At 56.9% G+C, this 22,552-nt stretch carries 15 protein-coding genes; 10 read left to right on the top strand and 5 right to left on the bottom strand.

From position 1 onward, the window contains the following. The first annotated feature begins 545 nt into the window (after nt 1–545). Nucleotides 546–2,288, top strand: coding sequence for a hypothetical protein (locus ACR9ZJ_RS00670; protein WP_481286508.1), 1,743 nt, complete (start codon nt 546–548; stop codon nt 2,286–2,288). A 1,480-nt stretch (nt 2,289–3,768) separates the two neighbouring features. Here the strand turns inward: ACR9ZJ_RS00670 and ACR9ZJ_RS00665 are convergent. After that, the gene (locus ACR9ZJ_RS00665; protein ID WP_481286507.1) at nt 3,769–4,692 is read right to left on the bottom strand and encodes a hypothetical protein; all 924 of its coding nucleotides are present in this window, start codon (nt 4,690–4,692) and stop codon (nt 3,769–3,771) included. Between the two features lie 887 nt (nt 4,693–5,579). On the opposite strand from ACR9ZJ_RS00665, the gene ACR9ZJ_RS00660 reads away from it, so the two are divergent. Together ACR9ZJ_RS00660 and ACR9ZJ_RS00655 are read left to right on the top strand one after the other, a co-directional pair. Further along, entirely contained in the window at nt 5,580–6,722 is a 1,143-nt protein-coding gene (locus tag ACR9ZJ_RS00660) for a radical SAM/SPASM domain-containing protein (RefSeq protein WP_481286506.1), read from the top strand. Further along, nucleotides 6,694–6,912, top strand: a complete 219-nt coding sequence (locus ACR9ZJ_RS00655) for a hypothetical protein (protein ID WP_481286505.1) — start codon at nt 6,694–6,696, stop codon at nt 6,910–6,912. The genes ACR9ZJ_RS00660 and ACR9ZJ_RS00655 overlap by 29 nt, the downstream gene beginning before the upstream one ends. Before the next feature lie 700 nt (nt 6,913–7,612). Here ACR9ZJ_RS00655 and ACR9ZJ_RS00650 read toward each other — a convergent pair. Continuing rightward, entirely contained in the window at nt 7,613–9,130 is a 1,518-nt protein-coding gene (locus ACR9ZJ_RS00650; RefSeq protein WP_481286504.1) for a recombinase family protein, read from the bottom strand. A gap of 108 nt (nt 9,131–9,238) precedes the next feature. After that, nucleotides 9,239–11,131: a recombinase family protein gene (locus ACR9ZJ_RS00645; protein WP_481286503.1), complete on the bottom strand. Its 1,893-nt coding sequence runs from the start codon at nt 11,129–11,131 to the stop codon at nt 9,239–9,241. Nucleotides 11,132–11,290: 159 nt separating this feature from the next. On the opposite strand from ACR9ZJ_RS00645, the gene ACR9ZJ_RS00640 reads away from it, so the two are divergent. Further along, nucleotides 11,291–11,512 carry a hypothetical protein gene (locus tag ACR9ZJ_RS00640; RefSeq protein WP_481286502.1) on the top strand — a complete coding sequence of 74 codons (222 nt, stop codon included), beginning with the start codon at nt 11,291–11,293 and terminating at the stop codon, nt 11,510–11,512. A gap of 39 nt (nt 11,513–11,551) precedes the next feature. Here the strand turns inward: ACR9ZJ_RS00640 and ACR9ZJ_RS00635 are convergent, their stop codons facing one another. Then, nucleotides 11,552–11,992 (bottom strand): HIRAN domain-containing protein, encoded by a 441-nt coding sequence (locus ACR9ZJ_RS00635; RefSeq protein WP_481286501.1) that lies wholly within the window; start codon nt 11,990–11,992, stop codon nt 11,552–11,554. 135 nt (nt 11,993–12,127) lie between these two features. Here ACR9ZJ_RS00635 and ACR9ZJ_RS00630 point away from each other — a divergent pair, with 135 nt between their 5' ends. After that, nucleotides 12,128–12,598, top strand: coding sequence for a hypothetical protein (locus ACR9ZJ_RS00630; RefSeq protein ID WP_481286500.1), 471 nt, complete (start codon nt 12,128–12,130; stop codon nt 12,596–12,598). 94 nt (nt 12,599–12,692) lie between these two features. Then, nucleotides 12,693–13,397, top strand: a complete 705-nt coding sequence (locus tag ACR9ZJ_RS00625; protein WP_481286499.1) for a hypothetical protein — start codon at nt 12,693–12,695, stop codon at nt 13,395–13,397. 111 nt (nt 13,398–13,508) lie between these two features. Here the strand turns inward: ACR9ZJ_RS00625 and ACR9ZJ_RS00620 are convergent, their stop codons facing one another. After that, nucleotides 13,509–14,975: a hypothetical protein gene (locus ACR9ZJ_RS00620; RefSeq protein ID WP_481286498.1), complete on the bottom strand. Its 1,467-nt coding sequence runs from the start codon at nt 14,973–14,975 to the stop codon at nt 13,509–13,511. Nucleotides 14,976–16,326: 1,351 nt separating this feature from the next. Between ACR9ZJ_RS00620 and ACR9ZJ_RS00615 the strand changes: the two genes are divergently transcribed. The 4 genes from ACR9ZJ_RS00615 (at nt 16,327) to ACR9ZJ_RS00600 (ending at nt 22,470) form a co-directional block, all read left to right on the top strand. Continuing rightward, nucleotides 16,327–18,759 carry a hypothetical protein gene (locus ACR9ZJ_RS00615; protein WP_481286497.1) on the top strand — a complete coding sequence of 811 codons (2,433 nt, stop codon included), beginning with the start codon at nt 16,327–16,329 and terminating at the stop codon, nt 18,757–18,759. Next, nucleotides 18,746–19,753, top strand: a complete 1,008-nt coding sequence (locus ACR9ZJ_RS00610; protein WP_481286496.1) for an AAA family ATPase — start codon at nt 18,746–18,748, stop codon at nt 19,751–19,753. Before ACR9ZJ_RS00615 ends, ACR9ZJ_RS00610 begins: the two co-directional genes overlap by 14 nt. Beyond that, nucleotides 19,750–21,165 (top strand): TniQ family protein, encoded by a 1,416-nt coding sequence (locus ACR9ZJ_RS00605; RefSeq protein WP_481286495.1) that lies wholly within the window; start codon nt 19,750–19,752, stop codon nt 21,163–21,165. Before ACR9ZJ_RS00610 ends, ACR9ZJ_RS00605 begins: the two co-directional genes overlap by 4 nt. Before the next feature lie 153 nt (nt 21,166–21,318). Beyond that, nucleotides 21,319–22,470: a DUF4238 domain-containing protein gene (locus ACR9ZJ_RS00600; protein WP_481286494.1), complete on the top strand. Its 1,152-nt coding sequence runs from the start codon at nt 21,319–21,321 to the stop codon at nt 22,468–22,470. Nucleotides 22,471–22,552: the final 82 nt, after the last annotated feature.

Genomic DNA, 22,552 nt, shown 5'->3' with positions numbered 1-22,552 from the left:
CTTCGTTTCTCCGGTTGTGCAACACCATTTGCTGCCACACTGAGCGTGGGATGAGATACTCGCAACACTAATTAAACGTCCTCATCCCTACTAGGTCATATTAACCGGAATGACGGCGGGCATCGTAGGGACTGGGCCGCTCAGTGGCTGAGACGGGACCGGTCAGTGCCTGAGCAGGGCGTCGGCGCGCGATGAAGCGTAGCGACTGACATTGAGCCCGCAACGGCCCTTGATCCGCAACGAACGATCGAGCTATTCCACACAACGGTGGACCGGCTCGGCTATATGGACACACGATAGCGATCAATTGGTCGGAATGAGGGGGCAAAGCAACCGCAGCGATTTCTCGCCGTCCTCATGTGTCGCCCCCCGCTAGTTAGTGCCGACCATAACCCGAGGTTGCCGGATCATTTTGCTGCCTGAACTCGGTGGGTGTCGACAACCAGGCGCAGGGTCACTTCGTATACATTTTGATCCTTTGGCATTCCTTCGCTGTTCTCTAACATGCACGACGAAAGCATTGAGCCCGCTATGGAAGACATTTCGTGACCAAACCAAACTCCGGCAAGAGCGTGGACGCCAACATTGAAGGAGATAGCGTCGCATTACCTAGTGCTGCGCCAGCAGAGGATCACGGCTTAGCGGAAGTGCCATCCGAACCCTCCCAAAGTCCTAACTTGGTTGATGCGGCGCCACTAAAAGGAACTCTCGGGCTCGGTATGTCACTGGCTCTCAAGTCCGGCGTTTTGGGCTCGTCAGCGATAAGCGCTTTGAAAAGTTCCGTCGACAGCAGTCCGCTCGTCGCATCGCTGGCTCACAAGTCCAGTTTCGCGAATCTCTTCCCAATGACTGCGCTTAAGGACATCTTCAACCATAGCTCGATCAGCGCATCGTTGGCACTGAAGTCAAGCCTACCGGACTTCTCCGCCATAACTGCACTGAGGGACACGTTCAACAACAGCTCAATCGGTGCGTCATTAGCACTGAAGTCGAGCCTCCCGGACTTCTCCGCCATAACTGCCCTGAGGGACACTCTCAACGACAGCTCGATCGGCGCTTCACTGGCTCTAAAGTCAAGCCTTCCGAGCTTCTCTGCCTTGACCGCACTGAATGATTCCTTTAACAAGGAATCCCTGGGTGCATCTTTAATGCTTAAGTCTAGTCTTGCGAACTTCCACGCTATGGCTGCCTTGAGCGATTCCTTCAACAAAGAACCCTTCGGCGCTGCGCTAGCTCTCACCTCCGATATCAAAGACTTCTCGGCAACCGCAGCCGTACAGAAGTCGTTAATCAGCGGTCTTACAAATTCGCCGAGCTACTCCGCTTTCTCCACGATACGCACATCGCTCAAAGACATCATAGAAAGTAACCAGAAGTACAAGTTGCCTCAAGTGACTGAGGTGCAGAATGCGTTCAAGGCATATCAATCTGACCACGCTGCTTTCTTGAAGAGCAGCGAGCTAAGCGATTACGTTCTAGACCGGGTGAGTGCGTCGATGGAGCGCATGCATATTCCGACACTGGATGTCATCAAGTCGAGCCAGTCGATCAAAGGTGTTCTCGAAGTCCATCGCATAGCTTCAATCATTGACCGTTTTTCGGCTTATGGGGCGAGGACCGAAGCCGTCTTGCGAACTGAGCTTGGCGACTGGCGCGACGTTCAAGAATGGTCGCCGAGACTCTTTGAAAAGGAGAATGATCGAACTAGCTTCTATGCAAATATTGGTTTAGATCAGTCACTCACGTCATTCGAGCCAGCGGCTTTTGAGGAGCTAGCGGAGAGCGCTGGTCTTCGCTTCGAGGCTAAGTCTCTCGCCCAATTGTTCGGCGAGCCTGTCCCAGTTGATGGGAACGAGGAAGATGACCTAGCTCGCTCTATCGAAGCGTGCGGCTATCTGATTCGCTTCGAGCGGTTTATCCGAAGAGCCATAGACCAAGCGATGTCTGAAGAATTCGGTGACGACTGGCCGCGAAGACAGCTGCCGAATGGACTCCACGATAAGTGGATCGACAAGAAAGCAAAAGCGGAGCGGGAGGGTTGCCCTCAGCTACGCCTAATCGAGTATGCCGACTTCACGGACTATATGCTGGTGATAGGTAAGGCGGACAACTGGAAGAAAGTCTTCGTTTCCATATTCAAAACCACTTCGGAAAGCATTCGCGAATCCCTACAGAGGCTTCAACCAGTTCGCGTCAGCGCGATGCATTCGAGACGTGTCACAAACGACGACATGCTTTTTCTCTACGTAGAGATTAAGCGGATCACGAGCGCATTCAGGAAAAATTAGACTAGTGATAATGGTGCGTATCTCAAATGAAAGGGGCGGACATGACAGATAGCGAGCGGAAAAATTCTTATCCTTCCAAATTGGTGCAACAGCTTTGCTGTTTCTCGCTGTATGGCAACCCTGGCCTTGGGAGTGATATCTACGTGGCGCGATAACCCTACTTCCGCCGTGACATATCTCGGGGCAGACATGCTGATGCTCCTGGCCTCGATGTTCGATAAGTTTGAGTCCTTCAAAGGATTCGGGGTCGAGGAGAAGGTCAGAATTTTAGATAGGAAGTTGAGCTGATGAGACCCTGGAAAGAGCCCGGAGGCTCATCTAATCGCGATTGGGCTCGCAAAGATGTCACCGAGCGATTCCCATAGTCGGTACCGCTGCCGCAACTATGGGAATCCGTCGTCCACTCATGGACGGATTCCCATAGTCGGTACAGGCAAATTCCCATAGTTGATTCGCTCCCCCCGCAGGAAGCGAAAAGCGATCGACACGCCCGTCGCCTCCCGACGGGAATCCGGGAGGCCACACGGCGCAGGTAGGTCGCAAGGTCAGGAAGAACGGCACGGCTGCGGCCCGAAAATCGCTGCGTCGCGCGGCGGCCGAGTTGCGATCCTCACTCACCAGCGGCGACCCGACCGAACAGGTCGATCAGGCCTGGTGCGAAGCGCACGGTTGGGCGATTGGGAACGCATATGTCGTCCGAGATGACGCCCGCGCGATCTCCATGGGCGATGACCTCGACTTGATGCTGCCCAACGTTATCGCTGGATGTCGCGACATTGTTGAGCTCAAGCGTCCCGATAACGACCGCATGCCTAAGAGGGATCATCGGCGGAATGTACACGCGGTAAGCCGGATTCTATCCGGCTCGACACCTACTTGCGGCGCTCCGAATTCGGGAATCCAAATGGCGGCTCCGGCCGATTTAGTGGCTCGTACAGGTATCCCACGACGAGCGCGTAGATGCCCCGGCTCGCGATCTCCAAGTGATGGGTCCCGAACCGCTCTGGATCGATGAGGTCGGTGATATGCGCGATCCCTCGGTTGGCAAACACCATGATGCTAAGAAGGGACTATTCGGCTTCGTCGGGGTCGCCTTTGTAGGCATCGATAGCTTGCGCCCTTGTTACGGGTGGCAAGTCGAAGTCCGAGAGTCGCCGGTCGGTATCCCTCGGGGCCTTTCTTTCGAACAGCACACCGTCTTTCTCGCCAAGGCGAGGAACTCCAGCAGGCGCGTCCATGGACAATGCCTGCCTCCAGCCACGCATTAGTAATGCCGGCCGCGCTCCCTTGGACCGCGACCTTGCCATTGACTTCGAGCGAGAAGCCCCCGGCAAGCCAGGTGAAACCTTGGCATCGTGCCTCACTCAGTCAATCGATCAACGCAGGCCAAGCTCCGTAGTCTATGAACTCTCGGCCTGGAGCAAATGAGACATGCTTCAGAGCGAACATCTAACGTCGAGCGCAACAACGAACGGTCAGGTCAGTATGCAACGATAAATTTCTGATCTGCGGAGTTGTTTCCCGGCATGAGATTGGTCGATGCCGTCGAAAAGATCATGCGGACAGGGTCGGAGGATATAAATAGTGGAGTGCAATCGCGATTGCCCGGAACTCCCCCAGGGTTCTTATCGACAACTACTGTCACTCTGGTGAACCGATCCCGTACATAGCAGTGCTCACCACGAATCTCCATCGAGGTTAAGTCTGTCGCATTGCTTCGAAAGAAAACGTAGCGTCCATCTCGTGTCGATACGGTATTAAGCCCTGTACCGTTGAACAAGTTCACTCCTACCCAAGAGGTCCCGTTGCCAGGCTTTCCGCGCCGACCCACGGAGACGAGTTCGACTTCGCCGCTAGTAAGGTTTTTTACAAACACGTCGGATGCGTCGTTGTAATCACTAGAGACGAGGGCATCCGAATCACTGCTAAACACAAGTTGCTTTCCGTCCCCCGTGATCGCGCCTCGCGATTTGGCGTTTAATGGATTTCCAACAGGATCCGTAGAAATAACTTGGCGCGTCCCGGCTCTCAGGTCAAGCAGGATGACGTCCAGGACGTCCGTGATTTCGCCCACTGGAAACATGTAGCTCACGAAGTTGCCGTCAGAAGAAATAGTGATGCCGGCTCGCATATAATCTGGAGTCGAGAGTGGCGTCACCTCCAGCTTTATGCCTTCCCTTACGACCATGGACGATTGCATTACCCATGGACCAGTTGTACTGCCGTTGCACCACGATGAGTAACGCGCAACTGCGCGTGTGGCATCGTTGTTGATTGCTACGTTATAGCTCTCAATGCCGGTGACATTGTCCTTCTCACCATTCGGGCATCCGCTCATCAGGCGTTGGACTTTGGATACCCTGTCATATACGTATAACCGGCGAGGCTGCTGCTTAACGGACATGTCTCGACTTGTGTATGCTACAAACGCTCCACTATCGGAAACCCCTACGCAATATGAACTGGCGTCTAACTCGTTGCCGCCACTTCCGTGTGACGCGAGTTCAAGTTGCCCAGTGACGGAGTCCAGAAGAAAGCAGTCCTTTAGCTTGTCGGGCGGGCCACCCAATGTCATTGCCCAGAAGCGCCCATCCTTGGATATAGCCAACGGAGTACCGGGAGACGTCACTCGGGAGAGGCTCAGTGTTTGAAGGTCAACAGCATGCGCGGTGGCGCACGCTGACAGAAAAAGCAATGAAAGAGTACGCATTCCCCAACCTCGCCCGAGTGTCGTCGCCAGACGCATCCAGCCAAATAAATTATGCATCACGTACCGCACGTTCAATCGAGAAGCAGATGACAACGCGTGGCGAAAGACATCGACGCGGATCGTCTTGCTTATACCTAAGCCTGATCATCCTTCTGCCAGTTCCAAGCGCTGTCAATATGGCGAAAGATGTAAGTGCGAATACTTAGGAACGAAGGGGTAGTAGCGGAACCTTGGCTTAGCGCTGAAAGCGTCCCGTGCGGATATGCGAAGTTCTTATCTGAACGTGCAGAGCTTGGTTCGGACGTAGCAATTGTGACGATGGGGCGCTCATCTTGCGTGCTAGGGTCCCTATCACCTTTTGGACAGCGATGTAACGCGCGTGCTACATAGACCGAACAGCGGATTGGAAACCACCAGGGTCGAACGTATAACCGGAGTGTCACGCGCCGCGCACTCCTTAATCCTGTTGATGCCTCGAATTTCTATCGCAACCTTAAGGTCTCGTAAGTTGCCTGGCATGGAGCGAGGTATCCCTTGGATCTGACCTCTATCAGCATTGCATGAAGCGAAGGGAGTGTGGCGTGGAAAGCGAGCTGAAAAGTTGGGGCGCGCCAGAGGTTCACGACTGGGAGGGCAAGGAGCGAGACGTTCTTGTGCTGAACTACACTCTGCGGTGCGCGCTTGCGTGTGATTTTTGCTGCTACGGATGCAACCCACGACGTAGTGAGAAGATGCCGTTCGATCTGGCTCTGAGGTTAATTCGCGAAGCAGGCGATATGCCCGTCTTTTCGTCCGTGGCATTCACTGGCGGCGAGCCAATGCTCTACGAGGAGGAGATCATAGCGCTGGCGAAGGAGCTGAAGGCACTGGGGCTATCCTTCACGATCGCTACAGCATGTCACTGGGCTGACGACTATGGTCACACAAGGGACCTCCTCGGTGAGCTTGCAGAGTGCGGCTTGATTCGCCTGAATATCAGTCACGATCCAAGCCATGCGAAGTTCGTGCCGAAGGATTCCATTCTTACCGCGGCGCACGTAGCAAGTGAGTTAAAGATCGCAGCCCACGTCGTTGGAACATTCGCCGATTCTGGGCACTCGCTCGAGGCATTCCTTCCTGAGATATCTGGTCTTGAAGGCGTTCGTTTGCATACGAAGTACGTTGCCAAGGTAGGGATGGCAAAGAAATGGGAAATCACCCAAAGCCTCTATGGGCTTCAGCTGACCGAGGATGATCTCTGCTGCTACCGACGAGTTCACCACGACATCGTGGTTTGGCACGACGGCTCGGTTTACCCATGCTGCTCCACGTTCAATCGGGCCACGCCAGGAATATCACTTGGCAATGCGCACATTGAAACCTTGCAGCAGATATGGGAGAAAGTCGAAGGGTCCCTGATGTTTCGGATCATGAAAAGGCAGGGATTTGGAGAACTATATCGTCTAATCAAATCCAGAAACCGAGCGCTATTTGATCGGTTACCGAGTGCCTCATGCTCAGTTGGTCCATGTAGCCTTTGCAACGCAATTTTCAGCGACCGCGATCTATATCCGGAGATCCTCGCGCTCATGTCTGAGTACGAAATTGAAAAGTCCTCGCGTGCCCTGACTGCTGTCGCCTCGTTGCTAGGCGAAGACCTTGCGAAGGCATCTCTGGGTGAACTGCTCCAGACCACCAGAACTCACGGAGAGTCTCATGGCAACCATGAAAGATCTGAAGGCTGAGTTGGAAACGAATGCTGCGGCCAGGGCTCGATTCCTAGCCGACGTATTAGCTCTTCTGGAGCGGAACGGCGTTGATGTCAACGATCCAGAAGTGATGAAGTCACTAGACCTGAACCTGGACTTGAATGATGGCCCGAAGTTCCTTAAGGGGCTAAACGCAAGCACGGTCGTTGTAACCATAGTCACATAAAGCTTTACGAGGCCTGGCCTGGAAGCGTGAGGCGCGCGGGGCGAAGGTTGGCGCCTCATGAGCTTGTCCGTTAGCTAGCTCTCGCCGAATGTTGCGCGTTGAGCAAGTTGAGATCGAGGCCGAGCTCAGCTTGCCTGTGATGCGGCTCGCCATCCACCTGATCTTTCGTGTGTCCCTGCTATCGGTAATGAGAGCGATAGTGCGACGGACGACGCGATGGTCAATGGGGAATGACTCGTCTACACCGCGGCCGCGTGCTCATCTTTCACTCTGCAATCAAGCGATAGCGGTCACGGCAGTGCCTGAGCCGGCCAGGATGCCCAGCTTTCCGGCAGCTGCAACGACGGCGTGTGGCGATCTCAATCGCAAGCCCTGTGTAAAGCTGCGAGTTCACTTGGATGGTGGCAAGACAGCCAACGCGTCAGGTCGCCGTCGGACAGCATCCTCGCGACCAATGCGGCAAGCACCACACCTTCGAGAACGGCCAGGCCATCAGCCGTCCCACTCTCCGGAAGACGCGTGGAGCGTCCAAGGGCAATCCGGCGCAATCCATGTCGGGTAAACAAAGGGGCGGCTCGGGTATCCGCAAGGACAGCAGTCAGCGCCCTTGTCACTGCATGGAAACGGGCCTCCGCCTTGGCCGCCTCAGTAGCCAATAGCAGCGCTTCATGCTGTCGAATCCATGCCCGCTCTGTGTGACTTACCCACACAGCTGCGATTCCAGCCGGGACAAGCGGGCGAGATCCCGAAGGATGGCTAGGGACAGGTACCGGCAACTCTCAAGCATCGGTTTGTTTCGGGTGTAGAAGCAATTGGGAAACTGAGGGAACAAGACCTTGGGAAGGACAAAATAGTCCATCGGACCTGGCTCACCGTAAACCGAACGAGCGAAGACCACGATGTCCGTATCTTCGGCTTTCCGGTGGTTGAACCACTGCTGCATCTTGCCGACAGGTCTCGACCCGTGAACGACGACAAATGACACTGTCCAAGCGCCGTCAATCTTCAACCGCCAACCCTTCCTCTCAACGGTCGAGCCAGCGTCCTCCAGCAGTTCGACTGCAAAAGCAGTCAGGCTTTCCCGCCATAACGTGAGCCATTCGCGGATGTCGGCATATCGAAAATTCCTTAGCGGTTTGAAGCCAACCAGTCGATACAGTGCAGTGAGCCCACCGAATCGGCGGGCCATGACATGGCTCGACAGCAGGTAAGGGTCCGCATCAATCAGTGGCGCGGTCAGGCGCCCTTGTTCTTGGTAAAGGCAACGGACGCGGTCGAGCAATGCGACATTTGTCGCGTGTTGGCGCATCGAGACGCGGCGGATCCTAACTGCGTTGAACAGCTCGGTGGAAACGAGCGGCTCGTAGGCGTCATTCTTCCGAACCCATTCCGTCTCCGGATTCTGAGTTATCCGCCCGGCAAGTTTCTTGCTCGACTTGCAGTAAACGGCGTGGCCTGCATACTTTTCAGTGTCGAGAATCGTCCGCACCGTGGCATAAGCCCAGCATTTTCCCCGATGGGTCAGAATGCCCTTCCGATTGAGCTGACGGGCAATCTCGCTGCAGCCGTTTCCCTCAAGGTACTGCTCGAATATCCAGCGAACCGTCCGTACTTCCTCAGGCGGGCCCGGCACCAGAATGATTCTGTCCGACGCCAGGCTCTTGCGATCACCATCGGCAAGCAGAAACTTCGCCTCACCATCAGCGCTGACGAGAAGCCGGCGCAAGCCATAGCCTGCAATCGCACCCTGTCGAAATCCCATCCTCGCAAGACGGCGTTGCCCTGCCGAAACCTTGGCGGAAAGCTCCCGGCTGTACTCGGCAGCCATGGCTCTCTTGATACCTTTAAACACGAGCGAGAACGGACTCTGGTCGTTTTCAAAGGACTCGCTGACGTACAAAACCTGGACCCCTGCCCGCCAGCACATGAACTCATAGAAAGCACCTTCGTCGGTGTTCTGGAACCGGCCCCACCGGGTAACGTCGAGCACCAGTACCGCTTCAAAGGCTGTCCGCCCCGATCGGATGTCTTCCATGAGGGCAGTCAAGCCCGGGCGATGCTCTATCGTCAGGCCACTGCGGCCTTCGTCCCGATACTCGCGGACAATTGACATGGCGTGCTCGGCCGCATATGCATCAATCGCTGCTTTCTGATTCGCGAGGGAGTACTGCTGCATGTCCGTCGACATACGGATATAGGCGGCGACAAAGACCGGCATAACACTGGAACCGGGCGCTGGTCGGGTAGACACGGGCATGGCACCGTATGGTCTTCAGCGGCAGACCTACCGACTGTAGGCCGACTTCAGTCAGACGGAAACCCTGTCTCAGCCGTGAAACAGTTCTCCATGGACCCCGTCGAGCTCGGCGGCGGCCTGGAACACGGCCAGCGCTGCCGGATGGTGGCGCGCGAGCCATCCCACGAGCGGCGCGAGCGCCATAAGGGATGCCACCTGGCCGCGAAGCGCGACCATGCCTAAGACCAGCTCACCGCAGGGTGCTGGTTCACTCGCCGTGGTGACGCCCTCGTGTCCTTGGAAGCGTTGCCAGCACGGCGGCAATTGCCCAGGAAACGAACGCAAGGCCTCGGTGGCTCTTAGCACCGAGGTCATGTGCCGGCGGCATGCTGCCACGGTTCCAGCGATCGCGCCCGACCGGTCATTCGTGTCGTCGTTGGTGTTTACAGTGGGAGGCGGAGCGTGGGGGTGCGCCAACTGCGCCAGGACCGACAGGGATGGAAAGGTGTAGGCAACGACGTCCGGAAAGCCATTTGATGACAATTCCTTGGGATGTGCCCCAAGGATGACCCGAGGCGCGACAACAAAATCCTCGATGGCGTTGCCATCTCCCGACATACGAGCAAATACCACGACGTCAGCGTCCACGGGGTGCTGCCGGACATACCAGCGGATGCGGCCTCGATAGAACGATGCCTGCACGATCGTGACTGACACCGTCCAGGCGTCATCGACACGCAACTGCATGTCCTCGTTCGCCACCATTGCTTCGTTGGAGATGAGCAGGTCCGCCACCTGCGTCATGAGTTGGCCCCGCAAGCCCCGCAGGCGATACCTCACATCCACGTGGCTCAGGTTCTTGTCGGCAACGAAACCCAACCGGTCGTAAATCTGGCGCAATCCACCGAACCGTCGCACCAAGGCTGGGATGGAGAGCGCACCGGGTTCGTTTTGGATGAGCAAGGTGCTCAAGCGGCCTTCCCGAGCAAGGATGCGTTTGAGCGGCAGGAGAGCATCTTCATCAGTCAAGGGCCTGCCTCTCAGCCGGAATCGCTCCTTTGCCTTGGCAAACGTGCGGGGAGACACGACGGGCTCAAAGGAGGCGTTCCGGCGAATCCATTGATTCTCAGGATTGGGATCCCGGCGCTTCCGAAGCTTGCTCGTGGTCCTGCCAAAGATGTTGTCGCCAACATATTTCTCATTCGACAGCACCACGTGCACATGATGGCGTCCCCACAATTTTCCCTCCGCGTTGAGTACACCCCTGAAATTGAGCTCTTTGGCAATTTTTGCCTCCCCGACGCCGGCAAGAAAGTCTCGATACATTCCATGGACGATCGCGACCTCGGAGGCTGGACCCGGCACAAGAATTACACGGTCGGTGAAATGTGCCTTGTGCTGGCCTCGCGCCAAGATGCCTAGATGTTGACCTTGGGCATCTACCCGCATGCGCCGAAGTCCGTAACCCGCCGCTCCGCCCTGGCGGTAACCCAGACTGATGAGTCGACACTGGCCGGCAAACACCTTCGCGGACAGCTCTCGGCTGTACTCCGCCGCCATCGCTCGTTTCAAACCCTTTAGTACCGACGACAGGGGTGACCCATCGTTGGAGAACGGCTCGGCCACGTAGATGACGCGCACGCCGGCTAGGTGGCAGACAAATTCGTGGTAAGCGGCTTCATCGGCATTTTGGAACCTCCCCCACCGACTTACATCGAAGACGAGCACCGCCTCGAAATCATGGCTGCCTGCACGGACATGGCGCAAAAGCTCTTGGAGTGCGTGTCTGCCGTCCAGGCGCAGACCGCTGCGCCCTTCGTCCCGGTAGCTTCGTACCACGGCCATGAGGTGCTCGGCCGCGTACTGCTCGATGGCGGCCGACTGATTAAGCGTCGAATACTGCTGGTGCTCGCTCGACATGCGCACATATTCGGCCACCCGAATGGGCGCTTTCGCCGTGCTTTGGTCTTTCACGCGTGACATGGCGTCAACCGAGCCCGAATGGGCCGCTTTCGCCACCGTACGCCCCCGGTGTCCTGGCGGCAATGTGCCGTTTCAGGTCTCCGTCGATATACTCCCGGTATGGACTCCCGTGAGAACTACATCCTAGATGTTGCAGTCCTCGTTCGAGAAGCGGCTGCCATGAACGATGCTGCGCTGGCCCTAGATCTCGACGAGGCAAGGTTTCGGGCACAGTTGATTGCAGCCAAGGCCGATGACGCTGGATACGTCGACCTAGCGCTCGCTGCCGCTCACCTTGTTGTCATTCTTGGCCCGATCGGAACGACACCCTCGCCAGGCTATGGGGCAGGCATGCTCAGGGTTGCCGATGAACTCGACGCACTTGGGTTTGACCCGCTGTAGCACGGCGGCAGACGGCACAGCTTGACGGTCCACTAGACCCTAGAATCTGAGCCAAACGCCGAGGTCCTTGCCCGAGCCGGCATCCGCTACAAATGCATCGCACGTCGTCGGGGTCCGCCGCTTTCGCCACCTCCGTGCATCAGCGCGAGGGAGATAACCAATCGTGTGCCCCGAAACGTCGACCCGGACCGCCTGGTCGTCGTAGGGATTATCGTCTTCCGGCACGAGGCGGGCCCGGTGGAAAGGCTTCTCTGAGCTCGCGCGGATAGACCGGAGGGCGGGTTGATAATTCGACTCTCCCACCACTTCCTGGCTGTATTCCCCGTGCCCCCGTGCAGTGGCTTTGGGCTTGGTCCGCGCCCTCGGCGTCGCAATAGCCTTGGCTACAGCGTTTGCAAGGGCGTGTTTTGCCCGCCTCTTCGGCTTGCCAGCCGCGCCCTTGAGCAGCCCCTTGATGAAAGCTTCGAAGATGCCTGCCATAACGCCTCCGTCTGACGGATGGCCCGTCTTCGGGCAACTCTAACGGAAGCCCGATCGCAGGGCATAGCTGCTCAGCCCTACCGGCGCGCATGGACGTACTACTATGCTTTATCGCACACAGGGAGGGGGATCCCAATGCTGCAGTGGAAGAGGCTGATCTTGTCTATGGCACTGGTAGGAATGGCAGCGCCGACTTGGGCCCGGGATGAACCGATAGTCCCTGACTTGGTGAACGGGGATTTTGGGCCTTACCCGGAAGGGTATGAGCAGCTCATCAAGTCCTGGGCGGAAACCGCGCTCAAGGATTCAGAGTCGGCCCGCTTTGTTCGAGTGACGAAGCCCAGAAAAGAATGGGTGGTGGCGCAGCTCCGGCCATCGTACGGATGGTCGACCTGCGCGACCATCAATGCCAAGAATAGCTATGGCGCCTACACCGGCGTCCAGACCTGGTGGTTCTTTATTCAGAACGACAAGGTGGTACGCAGTCAGAACACGAGCGAAACCAAACAGGTGATGGGACTCGCGATTTCAGGCACGCTTATCTCCCGGGGGCACGACGTGAACTGCGAAGAGGGCGAGTCCCCCCCGACAGATACAACCGTGTGACTTGCTAAGTCGCTCGTCGTCGGGTTGGAATTCAGCTAAGTACCCGCATTCGGCAAGGCCGACGGCCTGCCTCCCTCTGAAAGGTCATCTTCTCGTGCGCGATCTGCAAGTCTGGTTCGATGTGTCTGCCGCAGCCGCCATGGTGATCTTTGTTTACCTTGAACTGTGGGCCGGCTGCATGAGCCCCGAGGCGTTTGCGAAGCGCCTGCGATGGATGGCCATGTGCCGAGGTATCTCCCGCATGGCGTTGCTGGGTGTCGGCGTCGCGATCCTTATTGCGATGGTGGTGATCGCGAAGTTCCACTGGCCGTACGCCGTTCGCGGGTGGGTGCCTGAGCTGGAGAGCGGGTTCACCTTCGCGTTCCTAGTGGGCAGCATTTTGGCGCGACTCACTGCGCCTCGGCTCGAACGCAACGGACGTGTGATCACCCTGCAGCGCGACGCACGGCGGATCCTGAGTATCCACATGCGGCCGGCGGGCATACGCAAGACGTTTAATCAGACCTATGCGGCCAAGCCGAATCACATCTACCTGGTCACGGGCTTCCTGACTGAATACCGGGATGCCCTGCGTGCGCTTGGGTGGCACGAAGTTGAGGTCCTGTCGCCTGACATCTCCGCAAAGCTGGTGGGCCGCGAGAATTTCGTCCGCTATCTCACGAAGCAGCTACCGGGTTGGCGGGTCGCATTCGTCGGCGGTCGCCGCATGCGACTTCTCCGTCGCATGGCCTACCTAACCGCGCAGCGTAAGAGGACGTCTGACGGGTGCGAGCGCGGGGTCATCCTAAGCCTGACCTGACTCCCTCAGGAGGACCGAATCACCACCCTCACTTCGGACTACGGCAGTGCGGGTCCGGCGGGCAAGTAGCGGATGCCCATCAAAAGCTCATCCTTATTTCATCCAGAGGATTTACTTCGCGTTAGATCCCGAAGGCTTGTTGGTTCGGCTGGCGTCGATAACGACAAAGTCATCAGCTTCTTTGATGTCAAGTTCCTTCATGATCTTTTTGAGCTTGACGTGCTCTTCGTCCGTAAAGTGGAGGACAACCTTAATGGCCTTCTTCGTCTGGTTTGCGTCCTTGTAGACTTCGACCTGCTTGGCTAGGTTTTGCTTCAGTTTTGAGTTGCTTGCCAGCTTGAACTCTACGAGCGTGCTGTCCTTCGAGCCACGAGATATCTTGTAATCTACTGGGCCGCGACCGTTGTTTACCTCGGCGTTCACGTCGTCAGTAGACGCAAACCATGTAAGACGGAACATCAGTTGGAGGTCAACCTCGCGCTGCACGGGCTTGCCCTTGATGTAGAAGATTCTGTATCCATCGTTCTTCTCGATGACTAGCTTTAGGAATTGCACGCGCTTGCTTGCCTCTTCGAAGGTATCGGAGGGGGTCTTGTAGAAGTTGCCATCTTCCACCAAGTTCTCTATGAGATTTGAGACTTGGATAATGAACTGCGATTCGGTTTCCTTTAGCTTTTCCTCGCTCACGGCGACGGCTTTATCCCCGTTGTCCTCCTTATAACGGATGTAGTGATCGATGATCTGGGGAAAGGCTCGAATGGCCCGAATCGCGGCCTCATTCATATCCTTCTTTTTGGGATCTTCAGGTATCTGGCGAAGAAAGTAGTCATTGATTTGTGCGCGAAGCACTTCGTTGGGTACCGCGTCGAGGATATCTTCGAAGTCGGCCACGATGTCATGGCGATTTATCCATGCCTCGTCTTTGGTGAGGATGTCTCTCGGGGTCAGGAGTACGTAGTCACCATCGATGTATGGAAGTTTGTACCGCTTCGGCATCCAGCGTCGAAAGTCATAGTTAAACGTCGCGTGCGGAACATCGACTTCTTTGATGCGATTGGGTGCTAAATGCTTCTCTGCGAAGGCTTGGGTGTATTCGCAAAGGTAGCTCTTGATGAGGTTTGTGGTGAAGTCGCTGATTGAATCCTTGCCGACTCCCTCTTTGATGAGGCACAGCTTTTCAAGGTGACTTCCCCTCGTGACTTTCTCGTCGCCGAAGTCGCTGAAAATGGTAGCCAAGTTGTCGTTCATGGCAACGGCAAATTTTTGACCTAGGCCCGACCCGCTGTTGCCAATCATGCTGTAGCCGAGCCAGTTTTGCTTCACTTCCTTGAATGCGAAGAGATGCTTAACGTGACCGCCGCTGATTGTTCCGACCTGCGATAGCCCCCGGAGAAAACGAATGTACTCAATGATCGCGTCGTGTAGACCTTGGTATTCTTGTTTGTCGCTGTTGAAGAGGAGGAAGGGATCGATGAACAGAGGGAGATCGTTAATGAGCGATACGTTGAAAGCCCCATACTCTCTAAGTGTCTCGGGGGAGACCGAAAAGTAGTCTGAAAAGTAGACTTTTATCGCCATGGTATTTCCCCTGTGGGTTCCTCTACGACATCTACTGACGATGGCGGGAGGAGGTGGCGGTGATGAATGCGCTCGACTAATACGTAATGTGTGAACTTTCTTAGGCCAAGCCGCGCATGAGTTACCGGCGTTCCCAGTGCAGACACCAGGCGGCACTTCCCTTGTCGATCGCGTTCCCGATCTTGCCCATCCTTCCTCCCTATAGTTCAGCAGCGACATTCCGCGGCAGTGTAGCGGCACCATGTCCACTAGGAGAACGTTTCAATCGCCATGCCGACGCGCTCGTAAATGAGGCTCGACCTTGGGCGCCGCTCTCCGACAAGCGCGTGACTTGGAAGAAGTTGAGGGATAGGCTGGAAGGCACCATGCGACAAAGAGGCAAAAACGCATGTCCGCATATTTAGAGCACCTAGCCGTAGCGAGCGTGACCGAACTTGATACGCCCGTTCGGCGGGCTGTGGCGGCGGCTGTGGCGAGGCACTTCTCGGCGGGACGTCCAGTGACCGGGGTACTTCCCGACGGGACCCTCGTATGGCGTTTCGCAGATGGAACATGCGTTCCCTTGACCCCGCACGCAGACGCTCCGCCCGAGACAGACAGTCCGTCCCCACTGGATAGCTGACCAGCTGGTCTGGCCGCGTCGCGCCAAACGGCTGCCCAGCCTTGAAGCCGCTCGGCAAGAGGGTGGCACGCCACTACACGTCGGATATGCCATGGGCGCTGCTCGATGTCAGCGAGAAGTTTGCTATATATATAGCAAACAATAAGTTACGTTGACACCGCGCGCCGCTGGTGAGACGTTAGCTGAGACGGTCGTAGTCAGTCGTCGAGGATCGCCTCGGTCGCCGACTAGCCCGGACGGAAGCCGACGAGGTGACGCATGAACCCTTGGAACGATCCCCGCGGGCTCGACCGGTACTTGCCAAGCGAGCCTCTGCTCACTGGCGCGCAAACGGCGAAGATCCTGGGATTCCCGTCGACGGAGGCGTTGTATAAAGCGCGCCAAACCGGGCGATTGTCGATCCAGCTCTTTCAGTTGCCCGGCCGTCGCGGCTGGTTTGCCTCGACTGAGGCCGTGAGGGACTGGCTAGCCGCCAACATCCCAGCCCCACCTAGACTGGCGTAACTCAACTTCTGCCTTAGAGCCAGGAGGTGTTAACCGACCGCCCATCGAAAAAATCGACGCGCGGAAACGACAAACCCCCGAGCGCCAACTCAGGGGTTTGTTAAACCGACTACGTTTTACTTCTGAGTCGAGTCTCCGCCGCCGTTCCTTTGCTGTCAAGGCTGATATGGGCTTGGCACGGGCGCCCATGCTCAAAGGGTGCTCGCCAAGGTCCCGGGAGCGCACATGAAATCCGTCCAATCAAATGGCATCCAGTCCTCGGACTGGTACGGGGCGATGCTGCACGCATGCAACATCGAGGAGCAGAGTCGGTCGGCGATAACAGCGATCGTGGAAGGCTCCGACAAGCGGCTGGTGGGGAAGAGCTCGCTGCTCAACGTGATCGTGAAGTTGCAGTCGTTGAAAAATGGGCAGCCACGTCTTGTCGAGAGCCACACCTGTGAGCTGTTGTACGCGTACGAATTGGAGATGGATCCATCCGTCATAGCGTATGCATGCCAGCCGCCTTGCAAGGGGGTCGTTCGCACGGATGCGCGAGGCCGCAGACACGTATCGTCTGCCCATCTCGACTTCATAGTCTTCCGGCACGACTCGATCACCCTGGTCGAATGCAAGAAGGTTTCATGGCTCGAGTCGAGAGGCGTGGCGCGTGGTTGGGTGTTCGATAATGGAGCGTGGCATCACCCGCCCTACGAAGCTTTTGCACGGAAGCTGGGGTTGCACTTCGCTGCATGGACGCCACCGGTCCCTGCCGGGACGTACCAGAGCAACCTCGAGCTGTGCTATGCGGCGTTGATGGATGAGCCCGATGGCAACGATCCGAGTATCGATGCGGCCCTACGTCGGGCGCTACACAGAAGAGATATGACGATCGCGGAGTTACAAGCCAATGTCCCCAGCTTCTGCCCCAGGCATGCTCTTCTCAGTATGGCGAGAGGTGTGGCGTTCGGGCCGATGGCCTCGGTATCGCTCTCGAATACGGACAGTTTTCTTCTCAGCACGGACCACGCCAGAGCAACAAGTGCGGATAACTGCAATCTTGCAACGATGTTATCCGAGTACCGGGATATGTCCGCGGCCACCGAACTCTCACTGGCCAGTCAGACAGATATATCGCGCGCAACAGCGCGCCTCGAGTGGCTATCCCGGATCGAACGCGGCGAGCTTCCGGAAACACGTCACTCAAAAAGTCTAAAGCGGAAGATCGAAGCTGCTTCGGGACGTGGCATTGGCCGCCTGGAGGCCGTTCTTACTAACTACCATCGGTCCGGAAACCGAACATCGCGCCTACCCGAAGAGTCGCAGGCGGAGATGGCATTGCTGATCGCCGAATGTTGGATGTCCGGATCCATCCAACGTCAGATCGACCTGTATTACGAACTAACTCATCGATGCTCCGCAAAGGGGATCCTGTGTCCAAGCAAGAAGAAGCTGTGGCGTGCACTCCAGGACATATCTAAGGCTAAAGTTGCACTGGCAACCGGAGGAAAGCGCGCCTTCCACGCAGCCCGCAACGCCAGCGACCCCTGGGAGCGTTCGCTATCGCCGATGGCCTTTGGCCAGGTCGTTCATGTCGACTCCACGGACATGGATATCCGACACGCGCCAGACCTTCTCAGCGGCATCCCGGAAGGAAAGGCCAAGGTGTACGTTGCGGTCGACGGTGCCACGGGTAAGCCCGTAGCCCATGCGCTTATCTTTGGTCCGGCGCGTACTGACGGTCTGGCCCTTCTTCATCGCGACTATATCCGCCGCCACGGGCGCTGCCCGGTGATGTATCACTTTGACCGCGGAGCGGAGAATAAGAGCCACTGGGTAGACGCGCTTTGTCGGGGACACACACACATCAGATGGTCACCTGCGGGCGGGAGCCAGTTCAACAGTGTTGTGGAGTCAACGGTCAAACAGATAAATCACCAGGTATCCCACCGGCTTACGGGAAATACGCTCCCCGATCGCGCGGGTAGATCCGTGGACGGCAGGTTCAAGTCCCGCCAGAACGCGTTTACGTCGTTTGCCGGAATATGCGAATTGCTGGAGACCTTTCTCTACAAGGACCTCCCGGCGATGGTCGGCGCAGATGGCATAACGGCCAACGAACGCTACGACACAGCGGTGCGGCGATGGGGTCTGTTTGGCAGGCCTTGCACGTTGGATGGTGACTTAATGTGGGAAACCGCCGTACCGATCAAGCAAGGCCGAAAGGTGATAAAGAACCGAGGAATACGCACCGAGGATGGATTCTACGTTAGCGCTGAGGTCACTCGACGTCTAGGGAAGTCGGAACGGGTGAGCGACATACGTTCAGATCCCGAAGATCTGTCATTTATATACGTCGCGTTCGATAGGGCAATCGAGAAGGCGTTCCACAGCAAAGTGCAGTCCTTCGCTCAGATGACGCAACGACAGCGCCTGTTCGAATTGCTGTGGTCACCTGTAGACCGTGCCAATAAGCGGTTCGAGGGAAGGCGCACTGGCGCCGCACGCCATGAACGAAATCGGGAGCTCAATGCGGCCACGACCTCCGCTCGCGTGGCTCTGTTGTCACGAACGACGAACCGAGATCCGGAACGAGAACGGCCGACGGCCCGACGCGTAGCTCCCGTTCCCGAATGGGCATCGCTCCAAGATTTCGGGGAACATTATGAGGATGCTTGATCACCCCTCGTACATCGCTGCCCGAAGGTCCCTGTGCGCAGCGCTGGACGGAGCACCGCCGGGAAGCATGATCTTTCTCATAGGGCCTTCAGGAGTGGGCAAGACAGAGCTGCGGCACTCGGTGATGAGAGAGATCTTCGGAAACCCATCGTCATGGGGCCGGGGCCGGCTGCCGATCACGGAAGCGTATGCGACGTTGCCCCATCTGGGGTTCTACAGTAGTCGGGCTTTGGCCCTTGAGCTATTACGGCAGCTCAACACGCCCGACCTTAACTGGCTTTCTCCGAACGAGGGGATGGCCACGAACGCAAGCAACCTACCCGCCAGTACGCGAGACGCCGAGGCTTGGGATTTTATTAGATCGAGGTCGGCTTCCGAGGACCGATGCTGGGAGTCGGTCATGCGCACCGCGCGGGCGCGCGGGTGTGGCACCGTATCGATTGAGCACGCGACAGCGATGCTGGCGACTCGGCAGAACAAGGCGCCGGCCGATCACATCCAAAACCTTGTCAGTCTTGCAGAGGCACACCGGGTACGGTTCTTGCTCACCGGCGTGGCGCGAGTTACGGAGCTTTGGGACGTACACCACGATCTTCGCCGCAGGGTACTTCCTATTTGGTTCCTTCCGTACAACGACCGCCGACGACCAGGTGATCGAATCAACTTTCTACGCTTGCTTAGGTCGATCGCGAATCGATGCAGTTTCATCGATGCCGACATCGTAGGTTCCATGCCTGATGATCTCATGGCCGCCACCGCCGGGATATGCGGTGAGGTTATCCAACTGTTCCAGAGGGCTCGGCTGCTCGCCATCGGCGATGGCGTCGACGTTGTGCGTCGGAAGGATCTAGAGCGCGCGATATATAACGAGAAGGACCTGCTTACGCTGTGGAACCAAGTCGAGGAATTCGAGGACGTCGCCTCCGCAGGTGATCCGGGGCGGTACTCACATCGAATCACCGCATCGGGGCAGAAGCGCGAGATAGCGCGATGACCTTATTTCCAGACTGGAGCATCATGCCGCCCCTAGATCTGTTTGGCCTGGGGACGGCGGAAGTGGAATCGGCGGAGCACTACCTGAGCCGGTTAAGTTGGGTAACAGGGTGCATGATCAGGCCGTTACTCGTCTTATCAGCCCCCGAGGCGCTCAAGGACCGCGTCAAGACGGGGCCCGTCTTTACTCTGCTGTGTGTTCCTAGCGAAAACGCGTCGGAGCTCGTGCGCGGGCTTGAGGGATTGACGGGCAATACCACGATTCATTGCGGTACATTTGCCAATCTCAGGCACATCCTGATGAAGACCGCGCTTGGGCGGTGTGGCTCGCTGCGTCGTTGGTGTCCCTCCTGCTACGCGACTTGGGACGACGACCTGTCGTATGAGCCACTTCGATGGAGGGTGGCCTCAGTCACAACGTGTTCCATTCACGGTGTCAGGCTCGAAAGTGCCTGTCGCCACTGTGGGCGCCCGCAGTACAAGGTTAGCTACGACACGAGGCGTGTCTGCGGCTCTTGTTCCAGGCCGCTTGGCCATCTCAAGGGATCTACGAACATGGACGGTTACGAAGCCTGGGTCCAGGACAGGATCGGTGATCTCATCACTCTATGCGCTGACCCGGAGCAAGGCGCAATCCCGTTGAGCGCATATAGTGGATTCTGTGCGGCCTCGCTCGAAGCGCATGGAGCTTCCTCGCACGATGTAGCCCTTTCGGGACACTGGGCGACGCGGATATACCTGGCTGACGTCCTTACTGGGAAGCCAACATCCATTGCTCACCTCATTGACTCGTGTGCCTTGCAGCATGTCACTCCCCGGGACGTGCTCCTTCGGCCGCTTGAAGCCGCAGCCGAGCCCTTGCGGCTGACCACGGAAGAACACCAATTCGTGGGAGTACCCGGCGAGCGGTATGGTGAAGTCGTCAGGAGGTTCGAGAAGCTGGTCGGGTTCTTGCTGAATTCGCAGAAGTCAGCCTATTTACCGAAACCGAGAGTTCTCTTCAGGTTTTGTAAGGTAGGCAGGAACGTCCTCGTCGAACATGCACCGCAGGCCTATTATGACTACCTTGTCGAGCGTAGGGCTCGTTTCGGACAGGCGGCGCGAACGCATATCGACAGAGCGTATAGTTTGATGGTCTCAAGAACGTCCGCTCTACGGGCATCTCCCTCCAGTGTTGCTCGAGCCAAGTTGGTCGAGCGTGCAATCGCGGCGTCGGGCGTGTCCCAGGAACAGGCGGCGGCTGCACTGTTGGGTGCCCAGGTTTGGATAGCCGCGGTAAAGTGCGTCCAAGGGGCACGCAGGGTGGCACCAACCAGGCTAAAGAAGGCCTTAGCCATGACTGTCATCGATCGATCAAGCGTGAATCACGCTGTTGCTGGCTCGGACCAGGTGAGTATCGAAGGATCGCCGTAGAACGGCACACGCTTCGAAGCTACTTCTACGTTTGGACGGTATCAGCTGACCAGATCGCTGTACGCAATGTCTGATTCATCTGGACGTGACCGACCTATTCGCTAGTATCGGAACCGAGGGCTCGGTGCCACTGGCGACGTAACTAGGGTAACCATGGAATTCAGGACGAACAATCATTACGTACCTGTCTGGTATCAGCGTCGGTTCCTAGGCGCCGGAGAATCAAAACTGTTCGTGTTAGACAAAGCGCCGGACGCGATTCGAACGGCTATGGGCGTTAAATATCACAACGCGCTGCGCAAGGCGGGGCCAGCGTCGGCGTTTTGCCTTGATCACCTCTACACGCTGATAGAGGGTAAGGCGTACACCGATGTTATCGAGGCAAAGTTCTTCGAGAACATTGATGCGCGTGGAAGCCGTGCGATCACATTCTTTGACAACTATGAGCTGAAAGACGGAGTTCGCGAAGCGCTGGAAGTGATATCAAGGTACATTGCTGCACAGTTCTTTCGGACGCTGAAGGGTCTTCACTTCCTTCAGGTGATCACTGGTTCGGTGACGCACCAAGAGGCGCTCCGTAAACTTCCATGGCTCTATCGACAGCTTGAGACCATGTGGCTCGCTTCTGTGTGGGAGATCATCTGCGCGGACGATAGCGAGACAAAGTTCATCATAAGCGACTGCCCAGTCACGGCATATAACCGTGGCGTGTATCCTGGCTCGCGTGAGATCGTTAAGCGCGGGACGCCATCCCCGACGCATGTCGGCACACAAACGTTCTTCCCGATATCGCCGACACGTTGCCTCGTGATGACGCATATCCAGTACGTCAGAAATCCTAAAGCCCAACCCCTGCGCACAATCGAGAATCCTAGATACTTTCAAAACTGGATTTTCGATCTACGCAAGATACAACGGGGTCGCCAGGTTGACGAAAAGTACGTGCAGTCTGTGAACTATGTTCTAAAAGTGATGGCCCACAGATATGTCGCTTCAAGCAACCCGGATTGGCTTTATCCAGAGACCGCCGTAGGCACAACGACGTGGCCGAACATAGGTGGTCGTGACTTTCTAATGCCCGATCCACGGCTCGTCTCTTTTACGACTGGCGTATTCGCTCAGTTTGAAAGCGGCGGTGGAATGGCGCATAACGAATATGGACACGCACAGGCAAACGATCCGCGTGCTATTGCTTTGCGAGCGAAGGAATGGGCCACATTTCAAGCGTCAAAAAGGGCATGGAACGATCGCGACCGTCGCGAGGGTCGCGATCCACCCGACGTATGCGCGTGGGAGCGCGCGTAACGCCGCGCGCACGTCTAATATAGATCGATGAGCTGATATCAATCTTGATGGAGCGGTTCTCCCCGCGCCGCCCGCCTGACTC

The sequence above is a fragment of the Luteibacter sp. KNZ12-1A genome, assembly GCF_056755675.1.
This window is presented reverse-complemented; position numbering and strand designations above follow the sequence as displayed.